Source organism: Stenotrophomonas sp. 86156_Sma (assembly GCF_056481625.1).
This window is the reverse complement of sequence record NZ_CM151157.1, coordinates 4,168,763-4,182,449: the sequence shown is the minus strand read 5'-3', so window position 1 is coordinate 4,182,449 and position 13,687 is coordinate 4,168,763. Positions and strand designations below refer to the sequence as shown.

The following is a 13,687-nucleotide window of genomic DNA, read 5'->3' as shown; positions in this document are numbered from 1 at the left end:
AAAAAGAAGATCAAGAGCAAAGGCAATGGCAACAGCCGCGTGCTGTGAGTAGGGGGCGGATCCATTTTCCGGAGGAAAACGAATCCGACCCCTTCTTGTTTTCCGATACACCTCATCCACGCATAGCGTGGAAAACCCACCGTCACCGGGAAACTGTCGGAGGCGGGGAGGGGGCAGATGGCGGGACCGTCCACGGCATGGATGCCGTGGCCGAGCCTACAGGGACGTACTTGCGGTGTGTCCCGCCATCTGCCCCCTCCCCGCCAAGCAAGCAGCAACCCAGAGCCGCTCTGGCTTTTGAATCTGCACTTGCTTGAAAGAAGCGGTGCAGCCGCAGGCTGCAAAACACCCTCAATCCTGATCGTGCGCGCGCGCCGCCTCCGCCTGGGTCTCCTCCTGCGCCGCCATCTCCCGTGCGATCCACGCATCGATCATGTGCCGCTGGCGCTGCGCCTGCCGCCGCTCCCGCGTGTACTCCTGGTCCAGCACCCGGTACAGCGACACCATCACCAGCACCATCAGCAGCGCGAATGGCAACGCCGCAATCGTGATCATGCCCTGCAGTGCATCCAGGCCACCGGCCAGCAGCAACGCCGCTGCGATCAGCGCCACCGCGATGCCCCAGGCCAGCTTGCGCTTCAACGGCGGATCGCCTGCCTCGTCAGTGGACATGCTGGCCAGCACCAGCACCGCCGAATCGGCTGATGTCACGAAGAAGATCATCAGCAGCACCAGTGCGATGCAGGAAAGCAGCAAGGGCAGCGGCATGCTGTCAAACAGGGTGAACAGCACCGTTTCATAGCCGTTGCCCAGCGCCTGCACCAGGTCGGCATGGCCGAAGATCTGCGCCCACAGGGCAGTACCACCAAACACCGCGAACCAGAAGAAGCCCAGCACCGTGGGTGCCAGCACGACGCCGATGACGAACTCGCGGACGCTGCGCCCACGCGAGATGCGCGCGATGAACGAGCCGACGAACGGGGCCCAGGAAATCCACCACGCCCAGTAGAAGATGGTCCAGTCCGCTACCCATGTGCTGCCCGAGAACGGCGACATGCGCAGGCTCATCGTCACCAGCTGGTTGAGGTACGACCCCAGTGTGGTGGTGAACGTATCGAAGATGAATCCGGTCGGACCCAGCACCAGTACGGTGGCCGCAAGAAGCGCGGCCAGTGCAAGATTGAAGTTGGACAGCCACTTCACCCCGCGCTCGACACCGCTGGCGGTGGAGGCCATGTACAGCACGAACGCGATGGCGATGATGGTCAGCTGCAGTGGCACACCCGCGTGCAGGCCGAACACGCGTTCCATGCCGGCAGCGATCTGGATGGTGCCGAAGCCCAGCGTGGTGGCCACGCCAATGGCAGTGGCAACAACCGCGGCGATGTTGACCACGCGTCCGATCCAGCCGCGATGGTGCCGGCCGATGATCGGTTGCAGCATGTCACTGACCAGTCCACGGCCATTGCGGTTGAACTGGAACCAGGCCATGGCCAGGCCGATCAGCGCGTAGATCGCCCACGGGTGCAGGCCCCAGTGGAAGAATGCATAGCGCATCGAAGCCCGCGCCGCGTCCATGCTCTGCGGTGCGAGGCCTTCCGGAGGCTTGGTGAAGTGGGAAATCGGCTCGGCGGCGCCCCAGAACACCAGGCCGATGCCCATGCCGGCTGCGAACAGCATCGACATCCAGCTGGCGCGCGAGAACTCCGGCTCGGCATCTTCACCGCCGATGCGCAGGTTGCCGAAGCGACCGAATGCCAGGTACATCAGGAACGTCAGTGCCAGGAACACGACCAGAAGATAGAGCCAGCCGACACTGCGGATGACATCGGCCAGTACCGACTGCACCACGGTATTGAAGGGGCCGGGTGCAACACCGGCAAGCAGCACCAGAAGCAGAACCAGTGCGATGGAAACGCGAAACACCATGAAGGAGCTTCTCCGATCAAGGGATTGAGGGGAGCGAGCAGAGCTTGCTGCGAGGGGCCGGCGACATGCAGCACAGACCGGGCAGGGGCCGCGGAGGCGGCGGGGAAACACCGGCCGCAGCGGCACGATGCGCGTGCACGTTACTGAATGCGATGTCACGGTTCTGTTAATACAGAAACAGCAGATCCACGCCGTGCGTGGATGGAACCACCAGGAGCTGCAGTGCGTTCTATGCTCTAATGCACACCAAGAAGCGGGGGTACCGCGGCCATGTGGCCACGGTTGAGACAGTCCCTTGGAACCTGATCCGGCTCATACCGGCGTAGGGAAGCTTTGCAGTGCAGCCATGCCCGGACTCCGCCCAAGGACCGTCCGGGCGCGGCAGCAGTGCGCCGCCGCTTCGTCCCTGACCTTCCTGGACGATGCCCGATGAACGCACAGCTCTCCGCCCTGCAGCAACAGGCCCAGCAACTCTCCGAATCCGTGACCCGGCCCATTCCCGGCTCGCGCAAGATCCACGTGCCCGGTTCACGCCCGGATCTGCAGGTGCCGATGCGCGAGATCGCGCTGACCCGCACGCCGACCTTGTTCGGAGGCGAAGAGAATGCACCGGTGACCGTTTACGACACGTCGGGCCCGTACACCGATCCGGAGGTGCGCATCGATCTGTCCGCTGGTTTGCCGGCACTGCGTCGCGGCTGGGTGGAAGAACGCGGTGATACCGAGCGGCTGGAAGGACTGAGCTCTTCGTTCGGTCGCGATCGCGAGCATGACCCGAAGCTCGATGCGGTGCGCTTCCCCGCGCGCAGCCTGCCTCGCCGTGCGCGTGCAGGTGCCAACGTCACCCAGATGCACTACGCGCGCCGCGGCATCATCACGCCGGAAATGGAATTCGTCGCCATCCGCGAGAACCAGCGGCTGGACGCGATCCGCGATGCCGGGCTGCTGCAGCAGCACCCGGGCGAGGCGTTCGGCGCTTCGATCCAGAAGATCATCACCCCGGAGTTCGTGCGCGACGAAATCGCCCGCGGCCGTGCGGTGCTGCCCAACAACATCAACCATCCGGAAAGCGAGCCGATGATCATCGGCCGCAATTTCCTGACCAAGATCAACGCCAACATCGGCAACAGCGCTGTTTCCTCGGGCATTGCCGAGGAGGTGGAGAAGCTGGTGTGGGCGATCCGCTGGGGCGGTGACACGGTGATGGACCTGTCCACCGGCAAGCACATCCATGAGACCCGCGAGTGGATCATCCGCAACTCGCCGGTGGCGATCGGTACCGTGCCGATCTACCAGGCGCTGGAGAAGGTCGATGGCCGCGCCGAGGCGCTCACCTGGGAGATCTTCCGCGACACACTGATCGAGCAGGCCGAGCAGGGCGTGGATTACTTCACCATCCACGCCGGCGTGCTGCTGCGCTATGTGCCGCTCACCGCCAAGCGGGTCACCGGCATCGTCAGCCGCGGTGGCTCGATCATGGCCAAGTGGTGCCTGGCGCACCACAAGGAGAATTTCCTCTACACGCATTTCGAAGAGATCTGCGAGATCATGAAGGCCTATGACGTGACCTTCTCGCTGGGTGACGGCCTGCGCCCAGGCTGCATCGCAGATGCCAACGATGCCGCGCAGTTCGGTGAGCTGGAGACGCTGGGTGAGTTGACGAAGATCGCCTGGAAGCACGACGTGCAGACCATGATCGAAGGCCCCGGCCACGTGCCGATGCAGCTGATCAAGGAGAACATGGACAAGCAGCTGCGCGAATGCGGCGAAGCGCCGTTCTATACGCTGGGGCCGCTGACCACCGACATCGCACCGGGCTACGACCACATCACCAGCGCGATCGGTGCGGCGATGATCGGTTGGTTCGGTACGGCGATGCTGTGCTACGTGACGCCGAAGGAGCACCTCGGCCTGCCCAACCGCCAGGACGTACGCGACGGCATCATGGCCTACCGCATCGCCGCGCATGCGGCCGACCTGGCCAAGGGACACCCCGGCGCACAGGTGCGCGACAACGCGCTGAGCAAGGCACGCTTCGAGTTCCGCTGGGAAGACCAGTTCCATCTCGGGCTGGACCCGGAGAAGGCCAAGGAATTCCATGATGAGACGCTGCCGAAGGATGCGCACAAGCTGGCGCACTTCTGCTCGATGTGCGGCCCGCACTTCTGCTCGATGAAGATCACCCAGGACGTGCGCGACTACGCCGAGGCCGGCATGAAGGAGAAGTCGGAAGAGTTTCGCGCCGCCGGCGCCGAGGTCTATCACCAGGGCTGACGTGTAACGGGTAGTGCCGGCCGCTGGCCGGCATTCCGTCGTGCGTGGGACCGGGAGAGTGCCGGCCAGTGGCCGGCACTACCGCTCATCACGTCGCTCCCGGCTATCCTCCGCCCATCACCCTGGGGAAGGACGCCATGCCCGTTGCCATCACCACCCGCTGGCTGGCCATTGCCCGCCGCCATCCTTCGGCCTGGCTGCTGGGTGCCCAGTTGATCGCGGTGCTGCTGTATCCCGCACTTGATGACACCGCCGGCGGCCGTGCGGCACTGGGCATGTTCGGCATGGCGGTACTCGGCCTGGCGCTGTGGGTGGTCCAGCGCAGTCCGCTGGGCACCTGGCTGGCACTGCTGCTGGCCATTCCTTCGGTGGTGTTCTCGCTGGCCGGCGCACTGCTGGATCGCAGTGCGCTGCTGACCACCGCGCAGCTGCTGGAAAGCCTGCTGTACTTCTATACGGCCGGTGCGCTCATCGCTTACATGCTCCAGGACCATAAAGTCACCCGCGATGAACTGTTCGCAGCAGGTGCGACATTCACGTTGCTGGCGTGGGCCTTCGCGTTTGCTTTCGCCGTGTGCCAGCAATGGTATCCGGGCAGTTTCCAGGGCACCGGTGGTGGCGCGCAGCGCACCTGGATGGAGCTTCTTTATCTGAGCTTCAGTTTGCTCTCGGGCGTTGGCTTGAGCGACGTTGTGCCACTGCATCCGCAGGCGCGCGCCTTGGTCATGCTGGAGCAGTTTTCAGGCGTGATGTACGTAGCTTTGGTGGTTTCGCGACTGGTTGGATTGACCATGCTGCGGCGCATGTGAAAATGAACGCCAGATAAAAATTTCGCGCCCCGCAGGGCGCGAATGGTGCAGCAAATTATGTGAATGCGTCGGCGAGAGAGAGCCTGGATGTCGACCACGCGATAGGCGAGGTAACCCGCATAGGCTAGTATTCGCCCGCTTCATTGTTTTTGCGGTATGCGCCGATGCTTTGTGCGGAGTCTGGCTTTTTGCTGTTCCCAGGACGGGAGGGTATCGAAGGCAAACGCTGCCCCGGACCTGTCTCTACTGTGTAGCGGAAAATGAACAGCAGTGAAAACCAGCCCCCCGGATTCGATCGGATCCGGATAGGAGAGTGCACTGTCACTCTGTCCTCGCGCGAAGTCGAGGTCGTGGGTGCGCGTCGCCCGCGTCGGCTGACGCCGAAGGCGCTGGGCGTGCTGCGTGTGCTGCTGCGCCAGCCGGGGCGTGTTGTCACCCGCGATGAACTGTTCGCGGAAGTCTGGCCGGACACGCTGCCGACCAATGATGTGCTTACCCAGGCCGTCACCCAGCTGCGCAAGGCGTTCAGCAACGACGACGACAACGGCCAGGCCTATATCGAGACCATCGCCAAGACCGGCTATCGCCTGCTGGTGCCGGTGCAGGTACTGGACGATGTCGAGCCGGCGCCGCCCGCAGGAGCCGATGACGAAATCGTGGACATGCAACCGGCGATGGCCATCGCCGAGGTGATGCCGCCACACGTGCAGGCATCGCGCCGCCGCTGGCGCCACGTCCGCCGGCGCGTACTGCTGGTGCTGGGCGTGCTGATGCTGGCCACGGTGGTGGTGCTGACCGCGCTGCTGCTGCGGCGGGCACCGGCCAGCAGTTCAGCTGTGGATGCGGCCGTGGAGAACGGCACGCGCGTGATCGGCAGCCCGCAGCGTCCCTATCGGTTGATCACCGCGACCAGCGGCTTTGAAACCTATCCCACGCTTTCACCCGATGGTTCATTGGTGGCCTATGAGGGCGCCAACGAAGACGGGCAGGGCGGTGGCGCGATCAAGGTGCAGACCTCCGGCAACGCGCCTGCGCGGCAGCTGCTGGCTCCGCCGGCCGGCTCGGTCGATCGCTTCCCGAGCTGGTCGCCGGATGGACGCGAGATCGCCTTCGCGCGGTTCAGCAACAACGGCGGTTGCCAGGTGCTGATCGCCAGCGCGACCGGTGGTGCCCTACGCCAGGCGACACGGTGCGATGGCACCGAGCTGCTCAGTTTCGACTGGACGCCGGACGGCCGTGGTCTGGTGTTCGGCAGCATGGTGGGGCGCTATGCCCATCGCGGCATCCGCAAGCTTGATCTGGCCAGTGGCCAATGGGAGGCGCTGGACTACGGTGTCGCCGAGGATGACTTCGACTATGCGCCGCGCTACTCGCCTGATGGCAAGTGGCTGGTATTCGTGCGCAATCCGCAGCTGGGCGACCTGTGGCGCATGCCGGCCGCGGGTGGCACGCCCGAGCAGCTGACCAACGAGGCCGCTGAACTGCGTGGCTGGGCCTGGTTGCGTGATGGCCGGACGATCGTGTTTGGACGCCGTGTCGACAGTGAGGTGCGCCTGTATTACCTGGACGTCGAGAGCCGCACGCTGCGCGACGCCGGGCTCGACGACGCACAATGGCCGGCGACGGCGCGCCGCGCGGGGATGCTGGCCTTCGTTCACCGCCGCGCGCAGTTCGGCATCTTCAAGGTGCCGATGGAGGGCGGTTCACCCCCGCAGCGCTTGTTTGCATCCAGTGGTCGGGATGGGCAGCCGATGGCGGCGCCGGATGGACGCCAACTGGTGTTCACGTCCGATCGTTCAGGCAGCTTCGCGCTGTGGTGGGCGGACATGGAGCGCCCCGATTCGCTGCGGCCTATCGAAGGATTGCGGCCTGAGGCACGTCAGGCACCGGACTGGTCGGCCGACAGCCGGCGGTTGCTGGTGGTCGGGCGCGACGAACACGGACGCACGGTGGTCTATGAGATCGCACCGCGTGACGAACGCGTCCAGCCGTTGCCGGTACCGTCGGAGCAGCCGCTGCAGGCACTGTACGGCGCAAACCCGGACCAGCTGCTGGTAGTCGAGCGCGATGACCAGCAACAGACGCGGCTGAGCCTGTTTGATCGAAGCGTGCAGCCTTGGCGCCGCCTTGCCAGCATCGAGGGCGTGTCTCAGGCGCGGTTCGATCGCAGCAGCGGGCGAGTGCTGTTCACCCGCCTGGCGGCAGGTGGCCTGTGGTCGGTGGATGCGGCGCTGGCGCCAGGCAGCGTGCAGCAGATCAGCGATGACCAGCCCAGCCGGTGGCGGTACCGGGCCTGGACCGTGGCCGGCAACAGTGCGATCGGCTATCTCGGTACGTCCACCCGCTGCGGTACGACACTCGTGCTGATCCAGGCCGGGCGCGAGGAACCGGAACGCTGCCTGGATGCGGAACGCCTCAGTGCCGGCAACGGGCTGAGTGCCGGCGCCGATGGGCGCACCCTGTTCGTGGCAATGGCGGTCAGCGACGGTGCCGACATCGGTGTGATGCGTTTGCCCGAGCGCTCGCCGACGCTGCTTCCGGCGTTCTCCAAGTTGTTGTTGTTCAACGGAAATGGGCCTTCGTAATTTCTTCGTGGCGACCTCGCCGCGAATTCGTGGCGATCTCGTCTGACTTTCCTGACGTGGTGCCGCCTGATTTGGCAAAACGGAGGCCTGTACTAGGCAAATCCGTGGTGCCCCCATGCGTCAACTCTCGCTGGCCGATCGCGGCCAAACCGTCTCTCTGGACCGGTCGCTCGACGATGCTGCGCCGACCTGCCTGGGCGTGGCCCGGCTCGGCAGCCTGCAGACCGCAGGCAGCAGCTTCACTGTGTGGATGCAGGTGCGCGGCAGTTCCTGGGTGGAAGCCAAGGAAGGACGCTTCCGCTTGCGCCAGGGCGAGTGGATCGCCTTCGAGAAGGAGTCGCGGCCGCTGGTGCAGGCCGGTCGCAACGGCTTGTGCGTTGGCCTGAACCTGACGGTCGAAGCGCTGCGCGTGCTGGCCGAGATGGCCGATTGCGGTCTGTATGCCGGGCGTGGCCGCATGAACCGTGGCGATGCCCGCGTTGCGCTGCGCCTGTGGCGCGATGCGCTTGCCAGTGGCCAGCCGGCACAGGCACTGCGCCCGCTGCTGCTGCACCTGGCGGGCCTGCAGCGTGGGCTGGCCGACAACGTGCAGCGTTGCCCGGGGCGCTCGCGCAGCCGCAAGCGCCAGGTGTTCGGCCGCATGCAGCGCGCCCGCCTGTACCTGGAAGGCAACAGCCACCGCGTGGTGCGCATCGGTGAACTGGCCGAGCTGACCAACTTCTCCAGCTGGTATCTCTCCAAGACCTTCCAGAGCCTGTACGAGGAAAGCCCGCAGTCGCTTTCGGCGCGGCTGCGCCTTGAGCGCGCTGCCGACCTGCTGCGTGACACCGACATGATGGTCGGCGAAGTTGCTGCAGCCAGTGGCTTCGACAACTGCTGCAGCTTCGCGCGTGCGTTCCGCGCCCGCTACGGCCAGTCCGCATCGCGCTTCAGGGAGAACGGCGGCTTGCTGCCGCCACAATCTGCAAAGTCTCCGGTTGGTTCGCGCAAATACAGCGCTGCAACGCAATCGTAACGTGCTGGGGTGTTTTAACACGCTACTAACACGTACCTTGGAGAGATAGATGAACGTTCGTATTCCTGCAGTGCGGCTCGGCTTGTTGCCGGCCGGCATTGCGCTTGCCTTGGCACCGTCCTTCGCTTCGGCGCAGGACGCAGCTGCCGGCGGCACGACCGACCTGGACCGCATTTCGGTTACCGGCTCGCGCATCCGCCAGGCGAGCATGGAAACCGCGCAGCCGGTGATCGCGCTGCAGCGCGCAGACATTGAAAAGCAGGGCTTCACCAGCGTTGCCGACATCGTGCAGAACCTGTCGGCAACCGGTTCGCCGGCGATCAGCCGCGCCGATGCCTTGAGCTCGGGCGAAGAAGTCGGCGGCCAGTATGTTGACCTGCGCAACCTCGGCCCGCAGCGCACCCTGGTACTGCTGGACGGCAAGCGCATGGGCGTCAGTTCCGGCGGCTACACCGATCTGGCCTCGATCCCGACCTCGATCGTCGAGCGCGTGGAAGTGCTGACCGACGGCGCATCGGCGATCTACGGCTCCGATGCCATTGCCGGCGTGGTAAACATCATCACCCGCAAGAACTTCGATGGCCTGGAAGCGAGCGTCTACCGCGGCCAGTACGGCCAGGGCGACGGCGACAAGGAAACCTACAACTTCGTCTACGGCATGACCAACGACCGTGGCTCGTTGACCTTGGGTGCCGAGTACAGCGACGAGAAGCCGGTGCTGGCCAAGGACCGCCGCTTCAGCGCCTATGCCAACGGCCCACGTCATCCGTTCCCGACCGAAGATGACGCCAACGGCTGGTCGGCGATCACCGAGAAGGGCGTACTGGTCAACGGCGGCAAGAACTACGTCGTGAACCCTGGCGCCGATCCGACCGATTTTGCCAACTACCATGAGCTGACCAACGCCGACCTGTCCAACCCGACGCAGCAGATGTATCTGTCGACCGGGATCAAGCGTCGCTCTGTGTTCGCCAACGGCCAGTACGATTTCACCGACAACATCCGCGGTACCGCCAACGTTTTGTACACCGAACGCGAGGCGCTGCAGCAGATCGCCGGTTACCCGTACCGCTCCAGCGCGTATGGGACCAAGCTGTCCAAGGACAGTGCGTTCAACCCTCTGGACCAGGATGTCGACTTCATGCGTCGCACCTGGGAAATGCCGCGCCAGACCAAGTCCGAGCTGAATACCTTCCGCTTCTCGGCCGGCCTGGAAGGCTCGTTCGAGTTCGGCGATAAGTACTTCGACTGGGATGTCGGTTACGTCTACAACCGTAACAAGGGCACCAAGACCGGCACCGGCAACCTGTTCATCCCGAACGTGAAGAATGCCGTCGGCCCGTCGTTCGTCGAGAACGGCGTCGCGTACTGTGGTGCCCCGGGGGCGGTCATCGCCGGTTGCACCCCGTGGAACCCGCTGCTTGGTTATGGCATCGACGGCGCTGGCTCGCTGTCCAACCCGGATCTGCAGAAGTACCTCTTCCTGCCGACCCACGACACGTCGCTGACCACCTCCAAGGTCTACAGCGCCAACCTGTCCGGCGCGCTGTTCACCCTGCCGGCCGGTGACCTGTCGTTTGCAGCAGGCTACGAGCACCGCGAAGAGCAGGCCGAATACAACCCGGATGCGCTGCTTCAGTCGGGCCTGAGCACCGACCTGGCCGGTGCGTCCACGGCGGGTGGCTACAAGCTCAACGAGTTCTTCCTCGAGCTGAACGTACCGATTCTGGCCGACCTGCCGTTCGCCAAGGAACTGTCGGTCGACATGGCCGGTCGCTACTCGGATTACAACACCTTCGGCAACACCTTCAACAGCAAGTTCGGCCTGAAGTGGAAGCCGATCGATGATCTGCTGGTGCGCGGTACCTACGCCACGGGCTTCCGTGCGCCGACGGTGGCTGACCTGTACGGCGGCACCTCGCAGACCTTCGACAAGTACACCGATCCGTGTGACACCCTGTTCGGTGCGGCAGTACGTAACCCGCAGGTTGCCGCGCGCTGCGCCGGTGCCGTCCCGGCCAACTTCCGCCAGGAAGCATCCGGCGGCATCGATGCCACTGGCCCGGGGTCTCAGTCCAACTACGCCTACCTGTCCGGCTCCAATGCCGAACTGCTGCCGGAAACCTCCAAGACCTGGACCGTCGGCCTGGTGTACAGCCCGAACTTCGTACAGGGCCTGGACATCAGCCTGGACTGGTGGAAGATCCGCATCGACAACGTGATCGCGGCCGAATCGGTTACCTCGATCCTCAACCAGTGCTACATTCTGGGCAACGCCAACGCGTGTGATCGTGTCACCCGCGATCCGGAGAACGGCTCCCAGGTGACCGACGTCACCCGTACGCTGATCAACGGTGGTTACCAGGAAACCGCTGGTTACGATCTGGGCATCAAGTACCGCCTGCCGGAGTTCTCCTTCGGCAACATCGTCATCGACTGGAAGACCACCTACGTCGATTACCTGGAGTACAAGCGGGACAACGAAGAGCAGACTGCCGTCGAGCAGCACACCGGCTGGGGCACTGGCGACTGGGGTGGCAACTTCCGCGTGCGTTCGAACCTGAACATCGATTGGAGCCTGGGCAACTTCGGTGTCAACTGGGGCATGCGCTATTACTCCGGCCTGAAGGAAGAGTGCTCCTACGACCGCACCGGCGGTGCCGAGTGCAACAACCCGGACTTCTCCTCGGCCTACACCCTGGCCATTCCGGTTCGCAACACCGGTTCGAACACCTTCCACGACCTGCAGGTGCGTTACAACACTCCCTGGAACGCCACCATCTCGGCAGGTGCCAACAACGTGTTCAACCACGAGGGCCCGGTCATGTACAGCCAGCCGAACTCGAGCTTCTCGTACTACGGTGGCTTCGACATCGGTCGCTTCTACTACATGAAGTACACCCAGCGCTTCTGATCCATCAAAGCGTGACAGCAGAAAGAGGAGGGCGGGCCGCAAGGTCCGCCCTTCTTGTTTGCGCGCTGCACCGACTGAGGAGATCCGCGCCATGCGTGGATGAGTCTTCAGGCACAACGGAAAAAGGCAGGCCATCCGGCCTGCCTTTCATACCCAGAGAACTCGCCCGGGACGGCGCCTCAGGCCTCGCTGGGTACCAGTCCCATCAACGCATTGGCATGCTCGCGCCACTGCGGCAGCCTGTTGAGTACACCTGCGCGCTGCAGGTAGTCCTCATCCACCGGATCGCCGTTGACCAGCGCCAGCGCCACATGCACCGCACCGGTCACCCAGAAGCTGCGCGTATTGGCGCGCTGCGGCTGCAGGTGGAAGGCAACCGCTTCGATGATCGGCATCGGCAGGCCCCACAGGCCCAGCAGGTAGGCGCCGGCCTCGGCATGGCCGGGGCGGGTGTCACCGGCCAGCGACGGTTCGCTGCGCTCGTTGCGTACGCCGGGCAGCAGCAGGCCGATGTCGGCCAGCAGGGCGGCGGTCGCGCCCAGTTCGGCACTGGATTCGGGCAGCAGGCGCGCGGCCAGGCGCGAGGCGAGCAGGGCGCGCTGCTGCAGCGAATTGCGTTCGGCGGTGGACAACGTGGGTGCGGAAAACACCTCGCTGGCCAGCACCAGGTCGCGCAGCGTCGACAGGCCCAGGCGGGTCACGGCCGTGCGCAGGTCAGCGATGGTGCGTCCCTGGCTGAAGAACGCCGAGTTCGACAGCTGCAGCACCTTCGCGGCAATGGCCGGGTCGGCCGCCACCAGCTTGGCGACGTCGGCGCTGTCGGCGTCGTCGTCATGCTCCAGCGCCTGGGTCAGGCTCAGGTACAGGTGCGGCGGCGAGGGCAGCTTCTCGATACGGCCGATGGCATCGCGCAGGCGTGGGCTGTCCAGTACTTCGCGCAGCTCTTCCAGGCTGGTCAGCGCTTCCAGCAGCACTTCCGGTGCCAGTGGCAACGGCAGGAAACGGTGAGCGACACCGATCAGGCGTGCCGGCGGCGGCCGGTTGCCGTGCTGGGCATCGATCAGCGCGATGCGGATGGTTTCCGGGCGCAAGGTCCGGATCTGGCCCAGCAGCGTGGTGGCATTGAGATCCGGCAGCTGCGGGCAGACGATCACCGCATCCACGCCCTGCGTGGCCACCGCAGTCATCGCGGTCTGGCCATCGGTGGCGGTCAGCGGCTGCCAGTCTTCCCCAAGATCGGCAATGAATTCGGTCAGCTCGGCCGGCAGGCTGGCTGCATCCCCAACAAGCAGAATACGCACGACACATTCCCCTGGCTGTCTCGACGATGGATGTCGACGACGTGTGAAGTGACGCAATTTACCTAATACGGCGGCACGTGTGATGTGCCGTCGTCATGAAACGTGACCCGCATCGCTCCGGCGGGGTGCCACCGGAGCGATCCGGTTCAGGCTCAGGCCTTGCTGTCGAGATGGCGCTGGTGCGCCTCGATCAGGATCTGCTTGGCCTCAGCGGCGCCGCCCCAGCCGTCGAGCTTGACCCACTTGCCCTTCTCCAGGTCCTTGTAGTGCTCGAAGAAGTGGCCGATGCGCTCCAGCCAGTGGCTGGACACCTGGGCGATGTCTTCGACGTGGGCATAGCCGCTGAAGATCTTCGACACCGGCACGGCCAGGATCTTCTCGTCGCTGCCCGCCTCATCGCTCATCTTAAGCACGCCGACCGGACGGCAGCGCACGACCGAGCCCGGCACCAGCGGCAGCGGCAGCACCACCAGCACGTCGGCCGGATCGCCGTCGCCGCACAGGGTGCTCGGCACGTAGCCGTAGTTGCAGGGGTAGCGCATCGGGGTGGACAGGATACGGTCGACGAAGATCGCGCCGGTTTCCTTGTCCACTTCGTACTTCACCGGCTCCGAGTCCTTCGGGATCTCGATGATGACGTTGATTTCTTCCGGCGGGTTCTTGCCGGGCGAGACGAGTTCCAGACCCATGGTCGTGCTCCAGGTGGGGGATGTAGACGGATAGCCCCCCATTTTATGCCTTTGCCGGGCGCTGTGCAGAGGGAGGGGCCGACGGCGCTGCGGAGCGGGGGCCTACCCGGCAGGCCGGGATTGGCTGATGGGAGCGGTCGGCATGGGGAGCGCAGGCTGGACCAACCTTCC

8 protein-coding genes and 1 riboswitch are annotated in these 13,687 nt (G+C 64.7%); of the genes, 5 read left to right on the top strand and 3 right to left on the bottom strand.

Annotated elements, in window-relative coordinates:
• Nucleotides 1-351: 351 nt before the first annotated feature.
• Nucleotides 352-1,929 (bottom strand): BCCT family transporter, encoded by a 1,578-nt coding sequence (locus ACZK33_RS19380; protein WP_049400562.1) that lies wholly within the window; start codon nucleotides 1,927-1,929, stop codon nucleotides 352-354.
• A 245-nt stretch (nucleotides 1,930-2,174) separates the two neighbouring features.
• Nucleotides 2,175-2,276: riboswitch (TPP riboswitch) on the top strand.
• Nucleotides 2,277-2,358: 82 nt separating this feature from the next.
• On the opposite strand from ACZK33_RS19380, the gene thiC reads away from it, so the two are divergent.
• The 5 genes from thiC to ACZK33_RS19355 all read left to right on the top strand — a co-directional run bounded on the left by thiC (nucleotide 2,359) and on the right by ACZK33_RS19355 (nucleotide 11,526).
• Nucleotides 2,359-4,203, top strand: coding sequence for a phosphomethylpyrimidine synthase ThiC (thiC, locus tag ACZK33_RS19375; RefSeq protein ID WP_032128403.1), 1,845 nt, complete (start codon nucleotides 2,359-2,361; stop codon nucleotides 4,201-4,203).
• A gap of 137 nt (nucleotides 4,204-4,340) precedes the next feature.
• Entirely contained in the window at nucleotides 4,341-5,012 is a 672-nt protein-coding gene (locus ACZK33_RS19370; protein WP_032128402.1) for an ion channel, read from the top strand.
• 260 nt (nucleotides 5,013-5,272) lie between these two features.
• Complete coding sequence (locus tag ACZK33_RS19365) at nucleotides 5,273-7,597, top strand: winged helix-turn-helix domain-containing protein (protein WP_197616263.1); 2,325 nt, start codon at nucleotides 5,273-5,275, stop codon at nucleotides 7,595-7,597.
• A 115-nt stretch (nucleotides 7,598-7,712) separates the two neighbouring features.
• Complete coding sequence (locus tag ACZK33_RS19360) at nucleotides 7,713-8,612, top strand: helix-turn-helix transcriptional regulator (protein ID WP_032128400.1); 900 nt, start codon at nucleotides 7,713-7,715, stop codon at nucleotides 8,610-8,612.
• 49 nt (nucleotides 8,613-8,661) lie between these two features.
• Entirely contained in the window at nucleotides 8,662-11,526 is a 2,865-nt protein-coding gene (locus ACZK33_RS19355) for a TonB-dependent receptor domain-containing protein (RefSeq protein ID WP_478453751.1), read from the top strand.
• 179 nt (nucleotides 11,527-11,705) lie between these two features.
• Here ACZK33_RS19355 and ACZK33_RS19350 read toward each other — a convergent pair whose 3' ends face one another.
• Both ACZK33_RS19350 and ppa read right to left on the bottom strand, forming a co-directional pair.
• Entirely contained in the window at nucleotides 11,706-12,827 is a 1,122-nt protein-coding gene (locus ACZK33_RS19350) for an HDOD domain-containing protein (protein ID WP_032128397.1), read from the bottom strand.
• Nucleotides 12,828-12,979: 152 nt separating this feature from the next.
• Nucleotides 12,980-13,516 (bottom strand): inorganic diphosphatase, encoded by a 537-nt coding sequence (gene ppa, locus ACZK33_RS19345; protein WP_005410935.1) that lies wholly within the window; start codon nucleotides 13,514-13,516, stop codon nucleotides 12,980-12,982.
• Nucleotides 13,517-13,687: the final 171 nt, after the last annotated feature.

Bases quoted from the DNA above. Each gene is read 5' to 3' on its own strand.
- ACZK33_RS19380 (WP_049400562.1), bottom strand. From the start codon at position 1,929: ATGGTGTTTCGCGTTTCCATCGCACTGGTTCTGCTTCTGGTGCTGCTT.
- thiC (WP_032128403.1), top strand. From the start codon at position 2,359: ATGAACGCACAGCTCTCCGCCCTGCAGCAACAGGCCCAGCAACTCTCC.
- ACZK33_RS19370 (WP_032128402.1), top strand. From the start codon at position 4,341: ATGCCCGTTGCCATCACCACCCGCTGGCTGGCCATTGCCCGCCGCCAT.
- ACZK33_RS19365 (WP_197616263.1), top strand. From the start codon at position 5,273: ATGAACAGCAGTGAAAACCAGCCCCCCGGATTCGATCGGATCCGGATA.
- ACZK33_RS19360 (WP_032128400.1), top strand. From the start codon at position 7,713: ATGCGTCAACTCTCGCTGGCCGATCGCGGCCAAACCGTCTCTCTGGAC.
- ACZK33_RS19355 (WP_478453751.1), top strand. From the start codon at position 8,662: ATGAACGTTCGTATTCCTGCAGTGCGGCTCGGCTTGTTGCCGGCCGGC.
- ppa (WP_005410935.1), bottom strand. From the start codon at position 13,516: ATGGGTCTGGAACTCGTCTCGCCCGGCAAGAACCCGCCGGAAGAAATC.